Genomic DNA, 23990 nt, shown 5'->3' with positions numbered 1-23990 from the left:
CGTGTGCAGCCGCAGCCGAGCGGGCACGCCCGGCCGAGTGGGCGGGCAAGCCGCCCGCGTCGGACGCCGGGCGCCGGGGCCGCGCAACCCCACCGCCGCGTCCGACCACGGGCGTATTCAGGGGTGCCCCGTCCCCGGGAGGACGGGGCACCACGAGAGGCGTCTCGCCGGCACGAGGCGTGGCGCACTCCCTGCACCCTTGCGGGCGGCCCGGCTCTCGCCGGACCCTCGGCACGCGGTCTGGAACCGCTACGAGCCGGTCGTGTCGGGAGTCCCTTGACGATCGGCTGCACCATGTCTAACACTCCCTTTGCCGAGGCGCACCCCATACGGGTGTCCAGTTGCACGGCCTTTGTCAGAGGGGTCGTCTAGCCTGCGATGTCGTGACCGAACCCGACATGCATGTGACCACGGTCACATGGCGGAGATGCGAGCAGCCGCTCGACCCGGCTCCCCTGCTCCACTCGCTGCGGGTCCACGCGGTCCCGGGGGTCGAGGTCGTCGAGGGCGACACCGTGCGCCGGCTGGTGGTCGTCCAGGGAAAGCCGGCCGTCGTGGAGGCCCGCCTGACCACCGATCTCGTCGAGCTGCGCGGCGCCCCGGCTGCCGAGCTCACGCGGATCGCGTCGCACTGGTTCGGGCTCGACGACGACCTCGACGCGGTCCGGCGCGCGCTCGCCACCGACCCCGCCGTCGGGCCGCTCGTCCGCCGTCGGCCCGCGCTGCGGATCCTCGGGCACCTCGACGGGTTCGAGGCCGCCGTGACGACCGTGCTCGGGCAGCAGGTGTCGCTCGCGGCGATGCGGACGTTCGGCGGCAGGCTCGCTGCCGCGTACGGGACACCCGGCCCCGGTGGGCTGCTCCTCCCGCCGACGCCCGACCGGCTCGCCGCCGTCGACCCGCCCGAGCTGCAGGCCGTCGTCCGCATCACCCACGCCCGCGCCCGGACACTCCACGCCCTCGCGTCGGCCTGCGCCGACGGTCTGGTGCTCGCTCCCGGCGTCGACGTGCACGACGTGCGCGCCCGGCTGCTCGCCCTGCCGGGCATCGGACCGTGGACGGCTGACTACCTCGCGCTCCGTGTGCTCGGCGACCGCGACGCGCTCCCCGTCGGCGACCTCGTGCTGCGCCGCGCCCTCGACGTGCCCTCGCCCGGGGACGTCGCGCGCGCGGCGGAGGCGTGGCGACCGTTCCGGGCCTTCGCGGCGGTCCACCTGTGGACCTCGCGCGCGTCCGCCCTGTGATCGCTGTCCCGGCGCTGCCCGTCCCTGCACGTCAGGAGGCTGCTGTCCGGTGACGGAGGGGTCACGGTTGGGGCACATCGGGCCCGTGGCATCACGATTGCGCGACGTCCGCCCCGCCGCGGCGGCCGCGCCCCTAGCGTCCGGGCCATGACCTCGACGACGAGCACCCACTCCCGTCCGCGCCGCGGCGCGGTCCTCTCCGCGGCCACGTTCCTGGCCGTGATCCTCGCCCTCGGGGCGTGCAGCGCGGGCGACAGCGGCGCGTCCTCGGACAGCGCGGACGTCGCGCAGGGCTCCGGCGGGAACGTCGGTGCCGACGAGGGGGGTGCCGAGCCCGAGGCCCAGACCGCCGCCGACGGCTCCGCCCCGGCGGCCGCCTCGCCGCAGCAGGTCGTCCAGGTCGGCGAGCTGTCGATGACGGTCGAGGACGTGCGGGTCGCGGCCGACGCCGTCGTCGACCTCGCCGAGACGGCCGGCGGTCGCGTCGACGACCGCACCGAGCACGACGCGACCGCCGACACCCGAGGCACCGCGAGCCTGAAGATCCGGGTCCCGTCGAGCGAGGTGACCGCGACGCTCGCCTCCCTGCGCAAGCTGGGTACGGTCGAGCAGGTCGACCTGCACTCGCAGGACGTCACCAACGCGGCCAAGGACCTCGACGCACGGATCCACGGGCTGCAGCTCTCCGTTGCGCGCATGCAGGACCTGCTGGCACGGGCGACGACGAACGAGGCGATCGTCCAGGCGGAGAACGCGCTCACCGAGCGGCAGACGAGCCTCGAGCAGCTCCAGTCGCAGCGCGCGCTGCTCGCCGACCAGGTGCGGCTCTCGACCCTGACCATCACCCTCACCGGCCCCGAGGTCGTCCCGGCTCCCGAGCCGGCGCCCGAGCCCGTCGGTCCGCAGTCGTTCCTGGAGGGGCTCGCGACCGGGTGGGCGGCGTTCGCCGGAATGGTGCGCGTCGCGGTCATCGTGCTCGGCGTGCTGCTGCCGTGGCTGGCGTTCGGCGGTGCGGTCGCCGCGGGTGCCGTGGCGGTCTCGCGCTGGCGTCGCACACGGTCCGCGGCGCGCGGTCCGGTGGTGCCGGCGCCGGTGCCCGTCCCCGCCCCGGTGGAGCCGTCGGACGACGAGGCCCGCTCCTGACACCAGCCGCCGACGCGGAGGATCCTGCTGGGATGAGCACCACCACGCACTGGTACGTCCTGCAGCACGCACCCGGTCCGGCGGTCCCGGACGGCGAGTCGGTGTTCGACCAACCGGGCATCGCCGGCCACTACGCGTTCCTCGCTCGACGACGCGAGGCGGGCGAGCTCGTCGCGGCCGGTCCGCTGCCGGACGAGGACGGGCGCGGGATGACGGTGCTCGACGTCGCGACCTACGACGACGCCGTCCGGCTCGCGACGCAGGACGACCAGGCCGTCGTGGACGGGCTGCTCACCGTGACCGTGCGGGAGTGGCGCGTGCTGATGGCGCGCGACTGAGGGTCGAGCCGGCGCAGGTCAGGAGCGAGCGAACGTCCGGCGGTACTCCGAGGGGCTCACGCCGACCGTCCGGCGCAGGTGCAGACGCAGGTTCGTCGCGGTGCCGAGCCCGGTCGCCGCGGCGATGCGGTCGAGCCCCCAGTCGCGGGTCTCGAGGAGCTCGCGCGCGCGGTCGACGCGCGCGTTGACGAGCCAGCGCAACGGGGTCGTCCCGGTCTCGGCGACGAACGTGCGCGCGAACGTGCGCTCGGACGTGCACGCGTGCCGGGCGAGGTCGGTGACGGTGAGCGGCTCCTCGAGGCGGTCGAGGGCCCACGCGCGGGTCGCCGCGAGCGAGCCCGGCCGCCCGGCGTCCCGGCCCGTCTCGAGCGGGCGGGCGATGTACTGCGCCTGACCGCCGTCGCGGTGCGGGGGCGCGACGATGTCGCGCGCGACCCTGTTCGCGACGGCCGCGCCGCGGTCGGTGCGCAGCAGGTGCAGGCACAGGTCGATGCCGGCGGCCACACCCGCGGAGGTGACGATGCTGCCCTCGTCGACGAAGAGCACGTCCGGGTCGACGTCGACGCGGGGGAACCGGCGGGCGAGCTCGGCGGTGTGCAGCCAGTGCGTCGTCGCGCGCCGCCCGTCGAGCAGCCCCGCCTGGGCCAGCAGGAACGCGCCGGCGCAGATCGACACGACCCGGGCGCCGCGGGCGTGCGCACGCCGGACGGCGTCGAGCACGTCGTCGCTCACCTCGCGGTCGTGCGGTCGGAACGCCGGGACCAGCACCGTGTCGGCGTCGTCGAGGGCCTCGAGCCCGGCCTGCGCGACGACCGGGTAGCCGCCCGTCGTCGGCACGGGGCCGGGGCGCTCGGAGCAGAGCGTGAGCGTGTACCCGAGGTCGCCGTGGCCGGTGAAGATCTGGAACGGCATGCCGACTTCCATCGCGAGCACGGCGTCGAGCACGAGGACGGCGATGTGGTGGTCGGGCGACGGCGGCATGGCAGCAATCTATCGAACGGTGGCACTCCTGCCACTCGCGGGCCTGCCACCTGCGACGGGATCGTGGCCGCATGACGCTCCTCGACACCCCGACCCCGGTCCGGCCGGGTACCCGGATCGCGCGCCGGCTGATCGGCGCGCAGGGCCTGCACGTGCTCGCGAGCTCGGTGGACCTCACGCTCACCGGCATCGTCGGCGCGCACCTCGCGCCGACGCGCGCGCTCGCGACCGTGCCGTTCGGCCTCATCCCCGTGGTCGCGGCGTCGTCGACGTTCGTGCTGTCGCGCGGCATCGGCCGGTACGGGTACCGCCGGGTGTTCGCGCTCGCGTCGTCGTCCGTGGTCCTCGCGGGGCTCGTGTCCGCGACCGCCGTGCACCTGCACCTGTTCTGGCTGTTCTGCGTCGGCACCGCGATCGTCGGCGTGCAGCAGGCCGGGGCCGGCTACTACCGGTACGCGGCCGCCGAGTCGAACCCCGACGCCCGCGCGAAGGCGGTGAGCACCGTGCTCGCGGGCGGGCTCGTCGCGGCGCTCGTCGGGCCGTTCCTCGCGACCTGGGCGGGAGACGTCACGACGACGCCCTATGTCGGCTCCTACCTGCTCGTCGCCCTGTGCGGCGCGGTCGCGACGGTGTGGAACGCGCGGCTGCCCCGCGAGCTCGTCACGCTCGCCGCGCCGTCACGGGCCGTCGACGCGTCCGACGCCCGGTCGCGCACCGAGCTCTGGCGGCAGCCCGCGCTGCTCGCCGGGGTCGCCGCGACGTGCCTCGCGGCCGTCGCGATGATGTCGATGATGACCGCCGGGCCGCTGGCCGGTATGGACATGGGGCGCGACGAGGGGCAGGCGACGCTCGCCGTCCAGCTGCACATGATCGGGATGTTCGCGCCCGGGTTCGTGGTGGCCCGGTGGATCGGGCGCATCGGCGAGCGGCGCGTCGCGGCGCTCGGTGCGCTCGTGCTCGTGGTGGCGGGCGCGGCCGCGGCGGTCAGCCCGGACACGTGGGCGTTCCTCGTCGCGATGACCGCGGTGGGAGTCGGGTGGAACCTCGCGTTCAGCGGGGGGTCGGCCATGATCGCCGGGTCGTACCGGCCGAGCGAGCGAGGTCGGGTCCAACCGGTGGCCGAGCTGGTCACGACGACCGCGCAGGTGCTCGGGACGATCGGCGCCGGCGTGCTCGCGACGGCGACCGGGTGGCCGGTCCTCGGCGTCGCGGTCGTCGTCGCCTCGGTCATGGTCGTCGCCGCGCTCCGCCCGCACCACCGCTGAACGACGCCCACCGTCACGGGGTTACCGTGTGCCCCGTGACCGAGGTGCGCGACGAGCCGTTCGCCTGGCCGCGGCAGCCCGCGGCCTCGTGGGACGTACTCCTCGAGCTGCTCGTGCACGGGGCGATGCCCAGGTCGGAGCTCGCCGAGCGGCTCGGTCTGTCCCGGCCGACGATGACCCGGCTCACGCGCGGGCTCGTCGACGCGGGTGTGCTCGTCGAGGCCGAGACCGAGCTGCGCACCGCGCTGGGCCGCCCGTCCGAGCTGTTGCGCGTGGTCCCGGAGGCCGGGCACTTCCTCGGGGTCAAGCTCACGGGCGATCACCTGTACGCGGTCGTGACGGACCTGACCGCGACCGTCGTCGACGCGCTCGACGAGCCGCTGACCTCGACGGACGTCGCGTCCGTGCTCGCCCAGACGGTGGCCGCGGTCGAGCGGCTGCGCGGCCGGCGCCCCCGCGTCATGGCGCTCGGCGTGACGCTCGCCGGGTCCCTGACCAGGGCCGACGGTCCGGCAGTGGTCGTCAAGTCGGCGTTCCTGCGGTGGGCAGACGTGCCCCTCGAGCAGCTGCTCGTCGACGCGACGGGCCTGCCGACGGTCGTCGAGAACGACGTGCAGGCGCTCACCGCCGCGGAGCACTGGTTCGGCGCGGGCGCGGGACTCGACTCGCTCGCGGTCGTGACGGTCGGTGCCGGCATCGGGTGCGGGATCGTGGTGCACGGGCGGCTCGTGCGGGGTGCGCACGGACTGCCCGGCCAGCTCGGGCACGTGCGCGTCGACCCCACCGGGCCGTTGTGCGGCCTGGGTCATCACGGGTGCGCCGCCGCCTACCTCATGACGGACGCCCTCCTCGGTGCGCTCGTCGACACCGCGGGGGCGCGTCCGACGTTCGACGAGGCGCTCGCCCGGGTGCGCGCCGGCGACCCGGCCGCGGTCGCGGCGTTCGACCGCGCCGGCTACGCGCTCGGCGTCGTGGTGGGGACCGTCGCGAACGTCGTCGACCCGCAGAAGGTGATCCTCACGGGCGAGGGCCTGCCGACGCACGAGGTCGCGGCCGCCCGGTTCCACGACGGGCTCGCCGCGACCTACGCGGCCGACCCCGCACGGCTCGTGGTCGACGTGCAGCCGTTCGACTTCGGCGAGTGGGCCCGGTCGGCGGCGGCCCTGGCCATCCGTTCGGTGGTCGAGGGCACCGACTGACCGGGCCTGCCCCGGGTCAGGCCCGGGTCGCCCGCACGAGCACCAGGTGCTCGGGGAACAGCGTCGGCGCCGCGAGACCCACCTCGGCGAGCGCACGGCCGGTGAGCCGCACCCCGTCCGCCGTCCACCACGGCGGCACCGCGCCGCCCCCGAGCCCCTCGACGACGTCGCCGGGTGCCTGCGGCCGCACGAGGTACACCGCGTCGGGGTCGAGCCCGGGCAGCTGCACCCGTCCGGCGGGCAGGTTCTGCGACGTGTCGGTCGCGACGACGGCGAACACCGCGTCGGACCGGTCCTGCGCGACGACGCCGTGCACCACGAGCGCGGGGTCGACCGTGTCGGCGTGCACCGCGGTCCCGGTGTGCAGCAGCCCGCGCAGCTCCTTGTAGACGGCGACCCACGCCGCCAGCTCTGCGCGCTGCGCCGGGTCGGCCTCACGCAGGTCCCACTCGATGCCGAGGTGGCCGAACAGCGCGGTGGCCGCCCGGTACGGCAGCACGTGGCGGCGCCCGGTGCTGTGCGCGGTGCCGGAGCCGACGTGCGCGCCGATGAGCTCGAGCGGGATCAGCAGGTTGGTCCACCGCTGGATGCGCTGGCGCTCGTGCGCGTCGATGCAGTCGCTCGCCCACACCCGGTCGGTGCGCTGCAGGATCTCCAGGTCCACGCGGCCGCCGCCCGACGAGCACGACTCGATCTCGACGTCGGGGTGGCGCAGCCGCAGCTCGTCGAGCAGCCGGTACAGCGCGAGCGTCTGCGCGTGCACGCCGGGCGCACCGGCGGCGCCGTGGCCGGCGTCCTGCAGGTCGCGGTTGTGGTCCCACTTGAGGTACCCGATCGCGTACTCCTTCAGCAGCGCGTCGAGCCGCTCGAGGACGTGGTCGAACGCCTCCGGGACGGCGAGGTCGAGCACCTGCTGGTGGCGGGCGTCGCGCGGGAGCCGACCGGGCGTGCGCAGGATCCAGTCGGGGTGCGCGCGGGCGAGGTCGGAGTCGAGGTTGACCATCTCCGGCTCGACCCAGAGGCCGAACTGCAGGCCGAGGCCGGTGACGTGGTCGACGAGCGGGTGCAGGCCGTCGGGCCACACCTCGTCGGACACGTACCAGTCACCCAGGCCCCGGGAGTCGTCGCGCCGGGACCCGAACCAGCCGTCGTCGAGCACGTACCGTTCGGCGCCGATCGCGGCCGCGGCGTCGGCGAGCTCGACGAGCCGGGCGAGGTCGTGGTCGAAGTACACGGCCTCCCACGTGTTGAGCGTGACCGGGCGTGGCGTGCGGGGGTGCTGCGGGCGCGCGCGCATCCAGCGGTGGAACCGGCCGGACAGGTCGTCGAGGCCGTCGCCGTAGGAGCCGTACAGCCAGGGCCCGGTGTAGGACTCACCGGGAGCGAGCCGGACCTCGCCGGGCAGCAGCAGCTCACCGCCGCCGAGCAGCCCGGCCTGGTAGTGGCTGCGCTCGGCGATCGAGCGGTGGTTGCCCGACCACGCGGTGTGCACTCCCCAGACCTCGCCGTCGCGGTTGCCGAACCCGGCGACGCCTGCGGCGAGCACGTAGGCCGTGTCGTAGCCGGTGCGGCCCCGGCGGTTCTCGCGCAGCCGCGTGCCGTGCGTGAACGCGGTGCGCTGCGGGGTGCGCTCGCGCGCCCACCGGCCGGTGAGGTCGAGCAGCTCGGTGGCACGCGCGGGCACCGGCAGCATCGGGGTCAGCGCGTCGAGCGCGTACGTGCCGTCGCCCTCGTTCGTCACGCTCGCGCGCAGGCGGACGAGTCCCTGCGGCGTGAGCTCGATCCGGAGCTGCACGACCACTCCCGCGTCGGCCGCGACGACGTCGAGCGCGCCACCGCCGGCCGCGTCGACCTCGAGGGACGACGAGCGGACGACGAGCGCCGGGCTGAAGTCGGCGCCGTCGCGCGACCCGACGAGCCCAGGCGTGCCGAGGTAGCCGGCGGCCTGCTCGGGCAGGACGGACACCTCCACCTGGCCGTCGACCGGGAACCCGATCGTGGACGGGAGGGTCGCGCGGACGACCTCGGGCAGGACGTCCGGCGCGATGTCACCGAGATCGCGGCCCCAGTGCACGACCCGCGGGAGCGTCCCGCCGCGCACGTCCACGAGCAGCGAGACGCCGTCGGCCCGGAGATGGACGACCTCGTCGAGGACGGTGGCGGGCATGGGTGCTCTCTTTCTTCCGCAGCGGCACCGGGACTTAGATTCGCCGCGAAACAATCTACGGTCGGCCCGCCGCGACCGTCCATCCTGTCCCGTCAGACGGGCAGCCACACCCGCATCGTCGACGGGCCCCGGTTCGCCCAGTCGTGGTACGCGACCAGCGGCACGTCGACCGCCCCCTCGTCGGCGACGTCCTGATCATTTCCGTAGGGCCACGTCCGGTCCTCCGGCACGCCGAGCCGCACGCGCGCGACCACGCGACCGTCGACCTCGCGCAGCCCCGCGTCGACGTCGAGCCGCGCCTCGGCCACGTCCGCGTCCGCCGGCGCACCCGCCGCGACCAGGTCGACCGACTCGAGCGCCAGCACCTCGGGCCCGCGCTCGACCGCGACGCAGCCCCGCACCGCGTCGATGCGCGGGTCGGGCACCGTGACGCGCGGCACGAGCGGCAGCCGCAGCTCGACGACGTCGCCCACGGCGAACCGCCGCGTCACCGCCACCGAGCCCGGTGCGACGTCGCGCGGTGACTCCCCCGGCGCCACGAGGCTCGCCCCCGCCGCCCAACCGGGCACCCGCAGCGTGAGCGTCCACTCGCGGTCCGAGTCGCTCAGCACGCGGACGCGCACGAGGCCGTCGTGCGGATACCCGGTCTCGACGTCGAGCTCCACGCGCGTGCCGTCCGCGAGCGCGGTCCGGACCTGCGCGGGCACGTACTGGTGCAGCTGCACGCCGTCGTCGTCCCGCGTCGCGACGAGCGCCGCGAGGCTCGCGAGCGTGCGCGCCACGTTGGGCGGGCAGCACGACACCGCGAACCACGGGGCGCGCAGCGACGACGACGCCCGGGGGCTCGCGACGTCGTCTGCCGGGACCGTGCCGGGGCGGCGCATGTGCAGCGTGTTCGTGTAGTAGAACGCGGTGCCCTCGTGCGACGGCGAGGTCGCGACGACGTTGTAGAGCGTGCGCTCGACCAGGTCGCCGTATCGCGGCAGACCCTGCGCGAGCAGCAGCCGCCAGGTGAACATGATCGAGCCGACGCCTGCGCACGTCTCCGAGTAGGCACGGTCGGGCGGCAGCACGAAGTCGTCGCCGAACGCCTCGCCCGTGTGGTGGGCGCCCTGACCGCCGGTCAGGTACGTGCGGCGCGCGACGGTGTTCTCCCACTGCGCGGTCAGCGCCGCGAGCAGCTCGTCGTCGTCCGTCTCGACCGCGACGTCGACCGCACCGGCCGCCAGGTAGTTCGCGCGGACGGCATGACCGCGCAGCACGGTCGCCTCGCGGACGGGGACGTCGTCCTGGTAGTACGACCGGCCGAGCTCGATGTCCGCGAGCGTCCCGGTGCCGCGCCGCTCGACGAACAGGGCGGCCTGGTCGACGTAGCGGCGCTCCCCCGTCGCACGGCCCAGCTCGACGAGCGCCGGCTCGACCTCCGGGTGCCCGCACACGGACCGGATGCCGTCCGGCCCGAACGTCGCACACACGTGGTCCGCGGCGCGTCGCGCCACCTCGACGAGCCCGTCGGTCGCGTCGGGCCGCGTGCGCAGCCGTGCCACGGCCGCCTGGAACAGGTGCCCGTAGCAGTACAGCTCGTGACCCCACTCGAGGTCGGTGTACCGCGCGGGCTGCCCCGTCCGGCCGAAGTTGGTGTTGAGGTACCCGTCGGGCTCCTGCGCCGCGGCGACCCGGGCGACGAGCGCGGTGAACCGGGCCTCCACGGCGGCGTCGCCCGTGCGCCCGATCTCCCAGGCCATCGCCTCGAGGAGCTTGTAGACCTCCGAGTCGGAGAACTCGCGACCCCCCCGCCCGGGACCGAGCGTGCCCGCGGCGGCAGCGTCGAAGTTGCCGATCCAGCCCTCGCGCTCCATCCAGTGCTCGATGTGCGCCAGGCTGGCGTCCGCGTTGACCTCCTGACGGTGCGCCCAGAAGCCGCCGGTCACGCGCACCTCGTCCAGGCCCAGCGGGGTCAGCACCCCGCGCGACGGGGCCACGGGCGTGGCGGGACGTGTGGTTGTCGTCGTCATGGTCATCCCTTGAGCGCGCCCGACATGAAGCCGCGCACGTAGTGTCGTTGGAGCAGGAGGAACAGCACGATGCAGGGCAGCGCCAGCACGACCACGCCGGCCTCGGTGGCGCCGTAGTCGATGACGCCCTGCACCTGGACGCGCAGGTTGGACACCGCGAGCGGGAGCGTCATCTTGTTCGTGTCGTTGATGAGGATCAGCGGCGCGAAGAAGTCGTTCCAGGCGGCCAGGAAGGCGAACAGCCCGACGGTGATGAGGCCGGGCCGGACGGCGGGCAGCAGCACGCGCCACAGGGCGCTGAACGACGAGCAGCCGTCCACGAGCGCCGCCTCGTCGAGCTCACGCGGCACGGACTCGAACGAGATCCGCATCATGAACGTCGAGAACGGCAGCTGGAACATCGTCAGCACGAGCGCCACGCCGACCAGCGAGTTGCCCAGCCCGATCGTGTTGAGCAGCACGTACAGCGGGATCAGCAGCGTCGCGTACGGGACCATGAGGATCGCGAGCGTGAGCATGAACAGCGCGTTGCGACCCGGGAACCGGAACCGCGCGAACGCGTACCCGCCCAGCGTCGATATCAGCAGCGTCAGGACGACGCAGAGCCCCGAGACGAACGCCGAGTTGGCGAGGTACTGCCAGATGCCCGCCTGGTAGTGCGCGAGCGTGACGTAGTTGCCGAAGCCCCAGCCGTCGACCTGACCCGTGCCCGGGTGGGGCGAGACGGACTTCACCGACGTCCACACGAGCGGGAACAGGAAGATCACGGCGAGCGCGCCCGAGAACACCCAGAACGGGGTCCGGATCGCGACGCCGGCGAGGGTCGTCGGCGGCGCCTTGACCGGCGCGCGGGACACCGTCGGCCGCAGGGTCGTGGAGGTCATGGCCGGCCCCTCAGCTCTCGTCCGAGCCGCGGAACGCCCGCAGCTGGACCACGTTGATGACGACGAGCGCCGCCAGGACGATCACGGACAGCGCCGCCGCGACACCCAGGTCGTTCTGCCCCTGGAACGCGACCGAGTAGATGAGCTGGACCACGGTGATCGTGCTGTTGTCGGGGCCGCCCTTGGTGAGGATGTAGAACTGCTCGAACGCGAGCAGCGACCCGGTGACGCACAGGATCGTGGTGAGCGCGAGCGTCGGGCGCAGCAGCGGGATCGTGATCCGCCAGAACGTGTGCCACCGGCTGGCGCCGTCCATGCGCGCGGCCTCGTAGATGTCCGACGGGATGGCCTGCAGGCCGACCAGCATGAGGAGCATGTAGAAGCCGGCGTAGCGCCAGACGATGAGGAACAGCGTCGAGGCGAGCGCGGCGTTCGGGGTGCCGAGGAACGACCACCCGAAGTGCTCCATCACCGGCGCGAGCGGCCCGACGAGCGGCGAGTACAGGACGTAGAACAGCAGCGACGCCGATGCGAGGCCCAGGGCGCTCGGCACGAGGAACGACGTGCGCAGCAGCCCCTTCCAGCGCGACGACTCCTGCACGAGCATCGCGAGCCCCAGACCGAGGCCGATCAGCAGGATCGTCGCGAAGAACGTGTACTTCAGCGTGAACAGCACGGAGTCGACGAAGAACCGGTTGTCGACGGCGGCCGTGAAGTTGTCCGGGAAGTTGATGCCCTGGTCGCCGCTGAGCAACGGCCACTTCGACGCGCTCATCCGGAAGACGAGGACCAGCGGGACCACGAACAGGACCAGCACGAACAGCGCGGTCGGCGAGGCATAACCCCAGCCGCGCAGGCGGTGGCCGTTCGTGCGGCGGCGCGGAGCCGTGCCGGGCGGTGCGGGTGCGGCGGGTGGTGCGGCCGCGGTGTGGAGCGTCATGAGGAGACCTCTCGGGCGGTGCGGGGCGGACGCCCCCGCCGGTGTGGGCGGGGGCGTCCGCGACGGGGGGCTACTGCGAGAGCACCGCGGTGATCTCGTCGTTGTCCTTGTCCACCGAGCTGCCGTCACCGAGCACCGCGTTGCGCACGAGCGTGAGCCACGGGCTGTTCGGCGCGTTGAACGCCTGCTGGAAGTTGAGCGCCACCGGGGTGTCGCCCTTGGCGGCCACCTCGTTGATGGTGACGAGCCGCGGGTCCTTGGCGGCGTACTCGTTGTTCGCGAGGTCGCTGCGCGAGACGACGTCGTTGTCCTTGGCGAGCACACCCACCTGGGCGTCCTCGGACATCATCCAGTTGAGGAAGTTCCACGCCTGCGCCGCGTTCTTCGAGTCCTTGGAGACGCCGATGCCGTCGCCGCCGACGAACGTCGACTCCCCGCCCTTCGGTCCGGGGATGCCCGCGACGCCGACGTCGAAGCCGGTCGTCGAGGACAGCAGGGTGGCCGGGTAGAACATCTGGCCGACCTTGCCCTCGGTGAAGCCGGCCGTCCACGTCGGCCCGGCCTCGTCCTTGGACGACGGGAGCACCGCACCCGAGTCCCACAGGTCCTTCCAGGACGAGTAGACGCTCTTGGCGGTGTCGCTGTTGAGCAGCGACTCCGTGCCGTCCGCGTTCATGACCTGGTCGCCGTCGGCCCACACCGACGGGAACCACGTGAACACGAGGCAGCCGCCGCAATTGAGGCCGGTCGCGGTGCCGTACGTGTCCGGCTTGCCCAGCGCCTGGATCGCCTTGGCGTTCGCGACGTACTCGGTCATGTTCGCCGGACCCTTGTCGGGGTCGAGCCCGGCCTCCTTGTAGAGGTCCTTGTTCCAGAACAGCATCGACAGGTCGAGGACGAACGGCAGCACGTGCTCCTTGCCGTCCGCGGTCCCGGCGGCCAGGTGACCCTTGTTGATGGCGTCCTTGAAGCTCAGCCCGTCGATCTGGGCGGTGAGGTCCTGGAACAGGCCCTGCTTGACCCAGTTCGGGACGTAGACGATGTCGGCAGCGAACAGGTCGGGCAGGCCGCCCGAGCCGGCGGCGGCGCCGACCTTGGCCACGTAGTCGTCGTTCGGCACGACGGTGAGCTCGACCTGGTTCTTGTGCGACTCGTTGTACGCGGCGACGAGGAGCTTGGCCTGCTTCTCGAGCGGCGCCCGGGTCCACAGGGTGAGCGTGGTGCCGTCGTCGGTGCCGTCGGGGCCGGCGGTGACCGCGGCCCCGTCGCTGCCGCTGTTGTCGTCCGCTCTGCTGCACGCCGCCAGGCCGACCAGCAGGCCGGCCGTCAGGACCCCGGCGGCCAGGCGCATGCCTGCCGTCCGGGTGCGGGTGATCCTCATGCTGTCTCCTCGTGCTCTCCGTCGAGCGGGTGCCGGCCGGCACCCCAGGGGTCCATGGGGCGAAACCCTTATCGGCCCTTGCGGATCGGCCCGTCCCTCCGCAGGCCCCGATGTCGCATTCAGGGGCCCTGACGTGCACCCAAATGACCAAGGCAGCATCCGGGCCGAGTGTCGAAAGAAGCCGAAAAGGTTTTCTGAAGATAGTTCGGCATGGGCTGGCGCGTCAACGGGTTCGGGCGGTTACAGTTCGATCACGAACCGGAGCACCGGTCCCGCACGACAGGAGGTGAACCGTGGCCCGCACGGACCCCGCTCGCGCCGTCACCCTGACGGACGTCGCGCGGCTCGCCGGCGTCTCGGTCGCCACCGCCTCGAAGGCGCTCAACGGCCGCGACCAGGTCAAGGACTCGACCCGCCAGCGCGTCGTCGAGGCCGCCGAGCGCCTCTCGTTCAGCCCCAACGCGCTCGCCCGCGGCCTGCTCGCAGGACGCACGGGCACGGTCGGGCTGCTCACGAGCGACCTCGAGGGCCGGTTCGTCCTCCCGATCCTCATGGGCGCCGAGGACGCGTTCGGCGCCGGGCAGGTCAGCGTGTTCCTCTGCGACGCGCGCGGCGACGCCATCCGCGAGCAGTACCACCTGCGCGCCCTGCTCGGCCGCCGGGTCGACGGGCTCATCGTCGTGGGCCGCCAGACGGACCCGCGCCCCTCGCTCGGCCCCGACATCCCCGTGCCCGTCGTCTACGCCTACGCGCCGTCGGACCACCCCGACGACCGCTCGCTCACGCCCGACAACACGGGTGCGGGCCGCATGGCCGTCGAGCACCTCGTCGCCTGCGGCCGCACCCGGATCGCGCACATCACCGGCGAGCACGCGTACGCCGCCGCCCGGGACCGGGCCGCGGGCGTGCGAGCCGCGCTCGAGGCGGCCGGGCTCGAGCTCGTCGGCGACGTGATGTACAGCGAGTGGTCCGAGCGGTGGGGGCGCGACGCCACCGCCATGCTTCTCGAGCAGCACCCCGAGATCGACGCGATCCTGTGCGGATCCGACCAGATCGCCCGCGGCGCGCTCGACATGGTGCACGACCTCGGGCGGTCCGTGCCCGACGACGTCGCGGTGATGGGCTTCGACAACTGGGAGGTCCTCACCACCAACTCCCGGCCCGAGCTCACCAGCATCGACGCGAACCTGCAGCAGCTCGGGCGCACCGCCGCGCAGTGGGTCTTCGCCGCGCTGGACGGCAAGGACATCGGCACGGGCACCCAGTTCGTCGACCCCCGGCTGGTGATCCGCGGCTCGACGGTCGCCCGCCGCTGACCGGGCCCCGCGCGCACCCCGTCGTCGACCCGGTGCGGGGGGACGTCACCCGGCCGGACATCGCCCCTGTGTGCCGTGCCCGGCCCTACGCTCCGCGTGTGGAACACACCGACATGCCTGCCGCCACCCCCGTCCGGACCCTTGTCGCGGACGCCGCGCTCGCTCGGCACGTCGCCCGGGTGCAGTTCACGCGCTACGCGACGAAGGGCGCAGGGGCGTGGATCGTGGCGCTGGCCGTGCTGGAGGCCCTCGCCGGGCTCACGCTCCGCGGCGGCTGGGTGTTCCTCGTCGTCGCGGCGTTCACCGCGGCGCTGCTGCTGCTCGGCTACCGCCGGCTGCTGCGGTGCACCCTGGACGAGCTCGCCCCGGGGACCGAGCTGCGGGCGGCGGTCGAGCCCGAAGGTCTGCGCATCGAGCTCGGTGGCAACCGGACGGTGCGGACCTACCGGTCCGTCCGCCGGGTCGAGGTGCGGGGCGACGTGGTGTTCCTGCAGTGGCGCTCGACGGGCCGATGGGGCGCGATCCCGGCGGCGCTCGTGCCCGAACCGGACCTCAGCCTCCTGAGGACCCGGGTCACGGCCGCCGCGGACCCGGTCCGCCCCGGTCGCTGACGCAGCGGCCGAGGCCCCGCCGACGGGCAGGATCAGGCGGGGACCGGGTCCGGGTCGTCGGTCGGCGCGGGCGGCTCGGTCCGTTCGGCGGGCGGCGCACCAGACGACGGCGGCGACTGAGGGCCGTCCGGGGTCGGCACGGCGTCGTCGCCCGAGAGCCACGCGTACCAGGCCGTCGGCGCACCGCCCTGCAGCAGCATCGCCCGGGTGAGCAGCGTGAGCGGCACCGCGAGGATCGCGCCGAGCGGGCCGATCACGAACGTCCAGAACACCACGGACGCGAAGCTGAGCGTGAGCGTGATGTTGACGGCGTCGGCCACGAACTTCGGCTGCACGAGCACCTGCAGCACCACGTTGACGATGCTGTAGACCGCCACGACCGCGAGCGCGAGCGGCCACCCGCCCACCACGAGGGCGAGCACGGTGGGCGGGATGACACCGAGCACGAACCCGATGTTCGGGATGAAGTTGGTGACGAACGCGAGGATCGCCCACACGGCCGGCGCCGGGACACCCAGCCACAGCAGCGCGAGCCCGTCGATCACGGCGACGATGCCACCGAACGTGGCGCTCACCACGAAGTACCGGCGGACGCCGACGTTGAGGGCCGTCGCGCGGTCGAGCTCGCTGCGACGCTCCGACCCGAACAGGCCGCGCGCGCCGTCGTACCGCGCGGCGTCGACGGACATGAACAGGATGTAGGTGACGACCACGAACAGCGTGCTCGCCACGTTGACGACCGTGCCGCTCACGGTCGTCGCGACGCTGAGCAGTGCGGACGGGTTGAGGAAGTCGGCGGCCGCGTCGGCGGCCTGCTGGTCGAGGCCGAGCTCCGCGAGCCGGTCCGTCACCGCGCTCGCGGCGGACTGGAGCTCGGGCAGGAAGTCCTGCACGAGGGCGGCGAACCGGACCCCCGCGAACACCAGCATCGCCATGAGCACCGCGAGAATGAGGTACGCGGTGACGATGACGGTGGTCGTCGCGAGCCACCGCGGCCAGCCGCGCCGCTCCAACGGGTGCCGGATCGGGTGCACGATCACCACGAGCACCGCGGCGAGCACGACGGGCGCGAGGATGTCCTGAGCGGCGTGCACGCCCGCGAGCGCGACGACGAAGGCGGCGAGCGTCAGCAGCGTGCGGGTGGCGGGCGCGAGGCCCTGCGGGGAAGCCATCGGTGCGCTCCTTCGAGGGGCTCGGTCCACGGCGCCCGGTCCGCAGCACCCGTCCGCAGCACGTGGTCCACGGCGCGGTCCTCGGCCGGCTGTCCGCAACATACAAGACGGGGACCGTCGTCCCGGTGAGAACGCACCCCGCGAGGCGGTCGTCGCGCCCGGATGACCGTCAACGGACGACCCGGGCCGGATCGCCGCCTTCCGGGCGGCGCGCCGGGCGGTTCGTCACGGTCCGTCCGGGTCGGCCGGCGGATGTCACCCGCAGGTCACCCGAGCGGCCGAACGCACGCCGACCCACCGCCCCCTAGCGTCGTCCTGCTGGATTCGGCACGAGCGAGGAGCGGTCGTGAGCGCAGCGGGCAAGGACCCGCGCCGACGAGAGGCGGAGCGGTTCGCCGAGCGGCACGCCCGCACGGTGCTGGCCCGCACGGGTGTGCGGGTCGCGCTGCCCGACGCGCCGGCCGGCGTCGACCTGGAGGGGCCCGACCTCGTCGCGCGCGTGGACCACGAGCACCGCCCGGTCGAGCGCGAGGCCGTCGAGCAGCTCCACGCCGCGGCCGGGACCCGGGCGGCGGCCTTCTACTCCCGGTCGGGCTACACCAAGACGGCGGTGCTGTGGGCCGACGAGCACCGCGTCTCGCTGTTCGGGTACACGGACGACGGGTATGCGGCACCGTTCAACCAGACGGCGCGCGAGCTCGTGCTGCGCGGCCAGAACGAGAGCGAGCACCGCGTGCGGTCGGCCGCCGAACGCGTCGCCCGGCACGCGACGGCGGCGCGGCTGGAGGCGGAGCGGTTCGAGCGCGAGGCGCACGCGGCGGTGCTGCGCGCCGAGCAGGAGGAGCGCGAGGCGGCCGAGCGGCAGCGGGTCGAGCGGGAGCGCGACGAGACGGTCCTCGGCCGCACGATGGCGCTGCTCCTCGAGATGCACGTCGACCCGCACACGCTGCCCACGACCGTGCAGCGGCTCGCGGGGTCGACGGCGCTCACGACGCTCGCGGACGGCGCGCACCGGCTCTCCCCCGCCGACCGCCCGGCCGCGCTCGCGCTGGTCAGGTCCATGTTCGACGACGCCGCCGCCGTGCTCGAGGTGCTGACGCCCGCCGAGGGGCGCGACTCCCCCGGGTACCGGGCCGCGCGCAGCACCATTCGCCGGGGCCTCGACTCGGTGGACGCCGCGTCGGGCGTCCACAGCTCCGGGCACATCGCCCCCGACGACGTCGCCGACCACCTGCGGGCCGCCGAACGGCGCTGGCGCATGGTGGTCGACGAGCTCGTCCGGCTGCAGCCGTGGGCGACGCGGCTGTCGAGCGTGCCGGAGCCGCGTCTGGCCCGGCACCTCGTCCAGCCCTGAGGCGCGCGTTCCGCACAGCCCTGGCCGCACCGCCGTGAGGGCGTTGTGCCGCGCCCGACACAATCGCGTCACGGTGCGGGAACAACGACCTGGCTTCATGGGTGCATGGACCCCACGACCGCGCCCGCGCCCGACACCGTGAGGTCGTCGTGCTCGTACTGCGGTGTGGGCTGCGGCATGGTCCTGCAGATCGGACGCGACCCGTCGTCGGGCAGACGCACCGTGCTGAAGGCGTCGGGCGACAAGGACCACCCGACGAACTTCGGCCGGCTGTGCACCAAGGGGGCCACGAGCGCGGCGATGCTGTCGGCCGGCGGCCGTCTGGAGACCGCGTTCGTCCGCCCGCGCCGCGACGCGCCGGCCGAGCCCGCACCGATCGCGGACGCCATCATCGAGGCCGCCGCGCGGCTGCGCGCGATCCTCGACGAGTTCGGGCCGGACGCGATCGCGCTGTACGTGTCGGGGCAGATGTCGCTCGAGGCGCAGTACCTCGCGAACAAGCTCGCCAAGGGGTTCGTCGGCACGAACCAGATCGAGTCGAACTCGCGGCTGTGCATGGCGAGTGCGGGCACGGGCTACAAGCAGTCGCTCGGCTCCGACGGGCCGCCCGGGTCGTACCAGGACTTCGACCACGCCGACCTCTTCTTCGTCATCGGCGCGAACATGGCGGACTGCCACCCGATCCTGCACCTGCGCATGCTGGACCGGGTCAAGGCGGGTGCGAAGCTGATCGTCGTCGACCCGCGTCGCACGGCCACCGCCGAGAAGGCCGACCTGTTCCTGCAGGTCGAGCCCGGCACGGACCTCGCGCTGCTCAACGGGCTGCTGCACCTGCTGGTCGAGGCGGGCCACACGGACCAGGACTTCATCGACCGGTTCACCGACGGCTGGGACGCGATGCTCGACCACCTCGCGGACTACCCGCCGGACCGGGTCGCGGCGATCACCGGCATCCCGGAGGCCGACCTGCGGCAGGCGGCGCAGTGGATCGGCGAGGCCGAGCGCTGGATGACGTGCTGGACGATGGGGCTCAACCAGAGCACGCACGGCACGTGGAGCACCAACGCCATCTGCAACCTGCACCTCGCGACGGGCGCGATCTGCACACCGGGCAGCGGACCGTTCTCGCTGACAGGTCAGCCCAACGCGATGGGCGGCCGCGAGATGGGGTACATGGGTCCCGGCCTGCCGGGTCAGCGGTCCGTGGTCGACGCCGACGACCGGGCGTTCGTCGAGGACGCCTGGGGCGTGGCCGCCGGGACGCTGCGCACCGACGTCGGCACCGGCACGGTCGACCTGTTCCGGCAGATGGCCGACGGCACGGTCAAGGCCTGCTGGGTCATCTGCACGAACCCGGTCGCGTCCGTCGCGAACCGCAGCACGGCCATCCAGGGGCTCGAGGCGTGCGAGCTCGTCATCGCGCAGGACGTGTTCCTCGAGACCGAGACGAACGCGTACGCCGACATCCTGCTGCCGGGCACGCTGTGGGCCGAGTCGACGTACGTCACGGTCAACTCGGAGCGGAACCTCACGCTCAACCAGCAGGCCGCCGACCCGGTCGGCGAGGCGATGCCGGACTGGCGGATCATCGCCGAGGTCGCATGCGCGATGGGCTTCGCCGACGCGTTCACGTACGCGGACGCCGAGGAGGTGTTCGACGAGCTGCGGCAGTTCTGGAACCCGCGCACGGGCTACGACCTGCGCGGCGTGACGTACGACCGGCTCCGCGAGACGCCCGTGCAGTGGCCGGCCCCGCCGGGCCGCGACGACGACCGCGCGCCGATCCGGTACCTCAACGACGGCGTGAGCCAACGGCTGCTCGTCGCGCCCGACGGGTCCACGCCGGCCTTGGCGTTCGCGACCCCGAACGGCCGCGCGCAGTTCTTCCCCCGCCCGCACCTGGACGCCGCCGAGCTCCCGGACGACGCCTACCCGTTCGTGCTCAACACCGGCCGCCTGCAGCACCAGTGGCACACCATGACGAAGACGGGCAAGGTCCCGGCGCTGACGAAGCTCAACCCCGGACCCTTCGTGGAGATCCATCCGGTCGACGCCTCCCGACTGGAGATTGCCGAGGGCGACCAGGTCGAGATCGCCTCGCGCCGCGGGCGTGCGGTGCTGCCCGCCGTGGTCAGCGACCGGGTCCGACCGGGCGCCTGCTTCGCGCCGATCCACTGGAACGACCAGTTCGGCGAGTACCTGGCGATCAACGCGGTGACGAACGACGCCGTCGACCCGATGTCGTTCCAGCCCGAGCTCAAGGTGTGCGCCGTGACGCTGACACGGGTCGAGGCCGCCGTCGCGCCGGTCGTCGAGAAGCCGCCGGCGTCCGTGCCGGACGTGCCGGCGGAGGACGGTTCGGCCGCGGCGGCCGTCGGCGCCGCCCTCGGGCTCGAGCACGCCGCGCCGGACCTGTCCCGCGAGCAGGCCGAGTACGTGCGCGGCCTCCTGTGGTCGATGCGGCAGCAGGGGCAGACGGGTGTGCCGGTCCTCCCGCCCGCGGCGCCGTTCGACCCCGCGACCCGCGCCTGGGTCGACGGGATGCTCGCCGGGCTGTTCTCCCGCGCCGGCGGCGTCAGCGCCTTCCCGACGACCGCCCCTGTCGCTGACCCCGCGATCCCCGCGCCGGCATCGGTGCTGCTGCTGTGGGCGTCGCAGACCGGCAACGCCGAGGAGCACGCGGAGCGGTTCGCGGCCGAGCTGCGGGCTGCGGGCATGGCCGTCGACCTGGTGAGCATGGACCGGTTCGACGTCGCGGACCTCGCGGGCGGCCGCACGGTGCTGCTCGTGACGAGCACGTTCGGCGACGGCGACGCGCCGGACAACGGCACCCGGTTCTGGAACGCGCTGTCGTCGGACGCCGTCGGCACGCTGGCCGGCACCCGGTACGCGGTGCTGGCGTTCGGGGACTCGTCGTACGACGACTTCTGCGGCCACGGGCGTCGGCTCGACGCGCGGCTCGCCGAGCTGGGCGCGACGCGGCTGACGGACCGCGTGAACGTCGAGCCGGGCGAGTCCGAGCCCGCGGACCGGTGGCTCGCGACGGTCCGGGGCCTGCTCGCGGCCCCGGGCGCTGCGGATGCCCGGGACGTGGCCGAGGCGCCGACGCAGCGCCCCAGGACGAGCCGCTACACCCGCACCTCTCCCCTGCCGACCCGGCTGGTCCGCAACCAGCGGCTGAGCGCGGCGGGGTCGACGAAGGACGTGCGCAGCTTCGCGTTCGCGGTGGACGACGACGAGTTCGCGTACGAGGCGGGCGACGCGCTCGGCGTGTGGCCGACCAACAGCCCGGAGGCGGTCGAGGAGTGGCTGCACGTCACGGGCCTGGACGGGGACACCGTGGTCGAGCTCGACGGGCTCGAGCCGATGGCGCTGGTCGACGCGGCGCGCCACCACCTGGAGATCCTGCGGATCACCCCGGACCTGCTGCGGTTCGTGCAGGACCGCGCGCAGCACCACGAGCTCGGGCGGCTGCTGCGGCAGGACAACACGACGAGCCTGCAGAGCTACCTCTGGGGCCGGCAGTCGGTCGACGTCCTGGCCGAGCACCGGGTGCGGGCCGACGTCGACGAGTGGCTCGGCGTGACGAAGCGGCTGCAGCCGCGGCTGTACTCGATCTCGTCGAGCCCGCGGCACCACGAGCGCGAGGTGCACCTGACGGTGTCGGCCGTCCGGTTCGAGCACCAGGGCCGCCGCCGGCACGGGGTCTGCTCGACGTTCCTCGCGGACCGTGGCCACGACACGCACGTCCCGGTGTTCGTGCAGCGGTCCGCCCACTTCCGGCCGCCGTCGGACCCGAGCACGCCGATGATCATGGTCGGCCCGGGCACGGGGGTCGCGCCGTTCCGCGCGTTCCTGCAGGAGCGCCGGGCGCTGGGCCACGAGGGGCGCAACTGGCTGTTCTTCGGCGAGCGGCACTCGGATACGGACTTCTACTACCGCGACGAGCTGCGCCAGATGCAGGACGACGGGCTCCTCTCACGGCTCAGCCTGGCGTTCTCGCGCGAGCAGCGGCACAAGGTGTACGTGCAGGACCTCATGCGCCAGCAGGGCAGCGCGCTGTGGTCGTGGCTGCAGGACGGCGCGCACTTCTACGTGTGCGGTGACGCGAGCCGGATGGCGAAGGACGTGCACGCCGCGCTCCACGACGTGGCGCAGACGTGGGGCCGGCTGTCGCCCGAGGAGGCGTCCGCCTACGTCGAGCAGCTCGCCGCCGAGAAGCGGTACGTGCGCGACGTCTACTGAAGGTTACGGACTAGTAACTTACGGAACCGTAGGTTAGCCTTGGCCGATGTCCGACAACGACCGTCGCTGGTTCGCCTCCTACGCCCCCGGCGTCCCGCACGACGTCGTAGTGCCCGACGAGCCGCTCGGCGCGAGCCTGGACCGCGCCGCCCGTGACTTCCCCGGCCGGGTCGCCGTCGACTTCCTGGGCCGGCCCACCACGTACGCCGCCCTGGCCGACCAGGTCGCCCGCGGCGCGCAGGCCCTGCACGACCTCGGCGTCCGGGCCGGCGATCGCGTCGCCGTCGTGCTGCCCAACTGCACCGCGCACGTCGTCGCGTTCTGGTCGGTCCTGCGGCTCGGCGCGATCGTCGTCGAGCACAACCCCACCTACTCGGCCGCCGAGCTCGGCCACCAGCTCGCCGACTCGGGTGCGACCGTCGCGCTCGTCTGGGAGAAGGCCGTCGCCGCGGTCCTCGAGGCGCAGCCCGCCACCGACGTGCGCACGGTCGTGGCCGTCGACCTGTCCGCCGACCTGCCGCGCGCCAAGCGCTGGGCGCTGCGCCTGCCCGTCGGGTCCGCGCGCGCCGCCCGAGCCGCGATGCGCGCCGACGTCCCCGCCGGGATCCCGTCGTGGCACCGGCTGGTGGCAGCGTCCGCTCCCCTGCCCGGCGAGCACCCGTGGCCGTCGGGCGAGGACCTCGCGCTCATCCAGTACACGGGTGGCACCACCGGCACGCCGAAGGGCGCGTCGCTGCGGCACCGCAACCTCGTCGCCAACACCGTGCAGGGACAGGCGTGGACCGGGCACGTCCGCGGCACCGAGACCGTCTACGCGATGCTCCCGTTCTTCCACGCGTTCGGGTTGACGCTCGGACTCACGTACTCCGCCAGGACCGCGGCGACGATCGTCGCGTTCCCCAAGTTCGACGCGGCCGCGGTGCTCGGCGCCCAGCGCCGCCGCCCCGGCACGTTCCTGCCCGCCGTCCCGCCGATGCTCGACCGGATCGCGGCCGCGGCGGAGGAGTCGGGCGCGGACCTGCGCTCGTTCACGTACGCGATCAGCGGCGGCATGGCGCTGCCCGCCGCGACCGCAGCGCGCTGGGAGCGGCTCACCGGGGGGCTCGTCGTCGAGGGCTACGGCATGACCGAGACGGCCCCCGTGGTGCTCGGCAGCCCGCTGTCTCCCGCGCGCCGGCCGGGCGCCCTCGGCCTGCCGTTCCCGAGCACCGACGTGCGCGTCGTCGACCCGCAGGACCCGACGAGGGACGTCGACGAGGGCGAGCTCCTGGTGCGCGGCCCGCAGGTGTTCGCCGGGTACTGGCAGCGACCCGACGAGACCGCCGAGCAGCTCCTGCCCGACGGCTGGCTGCGCACCGGCGACGTCGTGCGCCTCACGGACGACGGGTTCGTGGTGCTCGTCGACCGCATCAAGGAGGTCATCGTCACGGGCGGCTTCAAGGTGTACCCGTCGCAGGTCGAGGACCACCTGCGCACGATGCCGGGCGTCCGCGACGTCGCGGTGGTGGGCGTCCCCGGCGGCGACCTCGGCGAGAAGGTCGTCGCGGCGGTCGTGCTGGACGACGACGCCGGCCACGTGGACCTCACGGCGGTCCGGGAGTGGTGCGCGCAGCGCCTCGCCGCGTACGCGGTGCCGCGCGGGCTCGTCGTCGTGCAGGACCTGCCACGCTCGATCCTCGGCAAGGTGCTGCGCCGCGTCGTGCGTGACGACGTCCTCGCGGCCCCGGCGGTCTGA

General features: G+C 73.7%; 17 protein-coding genes. 10 read left to right on the top strand and 7 right to left on the bottom strand.

What is annotated here, in order from left to right; all coding sequences use genetic code 11:
- Window positions 1-383: 383 nt before the first annotated feature.
- From J7523_RS07230 to J7523_RS07220, 3 genes are all read left to right on the top strand, one after another.
- The gene (locus J7523_RS07230; protein WP_291884183.1) at window positions 384-1244 is read left to right on the top strand and encodes an AlkA N-terminal domain-containing protein; all 861 of its coding nucleotides are present in this window, start codon (window positions 384-386) and stop codon (window positions 1242-1244) included.
- A gap of 147 nt (window positions 1245-1391) precedes the next feature.
- Window positions 1392-2387, top strand: coding sequence for a DUF4349 domain-containing protein (locus J7523_RS07225; protein ID WP_291884181.1), 996 nt, complete (start codon window positions 1392-1394; stop codon window positions 2385-2387).
- Window positions 2388-2419: 32 nt separating this feature from the next.
- Window positions 2420-2725, top strand: coding sequence for a YciI family protein (locus tag J7523_RS07220; protein ID WP_291884179.1), 306 nt, complete (start codon window positions 2420-2422; stop codon window positions 2723-2725).
- An 18-nt stretch (window positions 2726-2743) separates the two neighbouring features.
- Here the strand turns inward: J7523_RS07220 and J7523_RS07215 are convergent, their stop codons facing one another.
- Complete coding sequence (locus J7523_RS07215) at window positions 2744-3706, bottom strand: DJ-1/PfpI family protein (RefSeq protein WP_291884177.1); 963 nt, start codon at window positions 3704-3706, stop codon at window positions 2744-2746.
- A gap of 71 nt (window positions 3707-3777) precedes the next feature.
- Between J7523_RS07215 and J7523_RS07210 the strand changes: the two genes are divergently transcribed.
- Together J7523_RS07210 and J7523_RS07205 are read left to right on the top strand one after the other, a co-directional pair.
- Window positions 3778-4971 (top strand): MFS transporter, encoded by a 1194-nt coding sequence (locus tag J7523_RS07210; RefSeq protein ID WP_291884175.1) that lies wholly within the window; start codon window positions 3778-3780, stop codon window positions 4969-4971.
- 35 nt (window positions 4972-5006) lie between these two features.
- Window positions 5007-6170, top strand: coding sequence for an ROK family transcriptional regulator (locus J7523_RS07205; protein ID WP_291884172.1), 1164 nt, complete (start codon window positions 5007-5009; stop codon window positions 6168-6170).
- Between the two features lie 16 nt (window positions 6171-6186).
- Here the strand turns inward: J7523_RS07205 and J7523_RS07200 are convergent, their stop codons facing one another.
- From J7523_RS07200 to J7523_RS07180, 5 genes are all read right to left on the bottom strand, one after another.
- Window positions 6187-8337 carry an alpha-galactosidase gene (locus J7523_RS07200; protein ID WP_291884169.1) on the bottom strand — a complete coding sequence of 717 codons (2151 nt, stop codon included), beginning with the start codon at window positions 8335-8337 and terminating at the stop codon, window positions 6187-6189.
- A 92-nt stretch (window positions 8338-8429) separates the two neighbouring features.
- Window positions 8430-10358, bottom strand: coding sequence for a beta-L-arabinofuranosidase domain-containing protein (locus J7523_RS07195; RefSeq protein WP_291884166.1), 1929 nt, complete (start codon window positions 10356-10358; stop codon window positions 8430-8432).
- Complete coding sequence (locus J7523_RS07190; protein ID WP_291884164.1) at window positions 10355-11236, bottom strand: carbohydrate ABC transporter permease; 882 nt, start codon at window positions 11234-11236, stop codon at window positions 10355-10357. Before J7523_RS07190 ends, J7523_RS07195 begins: the two co-directional genes overlap by 4 nt.
- Before the next feature lie 10 nt (window positions 11237-11246).
- Window positions 11247-12176 (bottom strand): sugar ABC transporter permease, encoded by a 930-nt coding sequence (locus J7523_RS07185; protein WP_291884162.1) that lies wholly within the window; start codon window positions 12174-12176, stop codon window positions 11247-11249.
- 70 nt (window positions 12177-12246) lie between these two features.
- Entirely contained in the window at window positions 12247-13557 is a 1311-nt protein-coding gene (locus J7523_RS07180; RefSeq protein ID WP_291884159.1) for a sugar ABC transporter substrate-binding protein, read from the bottom strand.
- Window positions 13558-13850: 293 nt separating this feature from the next.
- Between J7523_RS07180 and J7523_RS07175 the strand changes: the two genes are divergently transcribed.
- Both J7523_RS07175 and J7523_RS07170 read left to right on the top strand, forming a co-directional pair.
- The gene (locus tag J7523_RS07175; protein WP_291884156.1) at window positions 13851-14873 is read left to right on the top strand and encodes a LacI family DNA-binding transcriptional regulator; all 1023 of its coding nucleotides are present in this window, start codon (window positions 13851-13853) and stop codon (window positions 14871-14873) included.
- A 98-nt stretch (window positions 14874-14971) separates the two neighbouring features.
- A complete protein-coding gene (locus tag J7523_RS07170; protein WP_291884153.1) occupies window positions 14972-15484 on the top strand; it encodes a hypothetical protein in 513 nt (170 codons plus the stop codon).
- Between the two features lie 32 nt (window positions 15485-15516).
- On the opposite strand, the gene J7523_RS07165 is transcribed toward J7523_RS07170, so the two are convergent.
- Window positions 15517-16656, bottom strand: coding sequence for an AI-2E family transporter (locus tag J7523_RS07165; RefSeq protein ID WP_291884150.1), 1140 nt, complete (start codon window positions 16654-16656; stop codon window positions 15517-15519).
- A gap of 346 nt (window positions 16657-17002) precedes the next feature.
- Here J7523_RS07165 and J7523_RS07160 point away from each other — a divergent pair, with 346 nt between their 5' ends.
- From J7523_RS07160 to J7523_RS07150, 3 genes are all read left to right on the top strand, one after another.
- On the top strand, window positions 17003-18010 hold the full coding sequence (locus J7523_RS07160; RefSeq protein ID WP_291884146.1) for a hypothetical protein: 1008 nt from the start codon (window positions 17003-17005) through the stop codon (window positions 18008-18010).
- 105 nt (window positions 18011-18115) lie between these two features.
- The gene (locus J7523_RS07155; protein WP_291884144.1) at window positions 18116-22255 is read left to right on the top strand and encodes a bifunctional nitrate reductase/sulfite reductase flavoprotein subunit alpha; all 4140 of its coding nucleotides are present in this window, start codon (window positions 18116-18118) and stop codon (window positions 22253-22255) included.
- Between the two features lie 46 nt (window positions 22256-22301).
- The gene (locus J7523_RS07150) at window positions 22302-23990 is read left to right on the top strand and encodes an AMP-binding protein (protein WP_291884141.1); all 1689 of its coding nucleotides are present in this window, start codon (window positions 22302-22304) and stop codon (window positions 23988-23990) included.

This window comes from Cellulomonas sp. (genome assembly GCF_017744555.1).
Lineage (GTDB): Bacteria > Actinomycetota > Actinomycetes > Actinomycetales > Cellulomonadaceae > Cellulomonas.
Note: the sequence above shows the minus strand (reverse complement) of the source record. Positions and strands in the feature narration are given on the sequence as shown.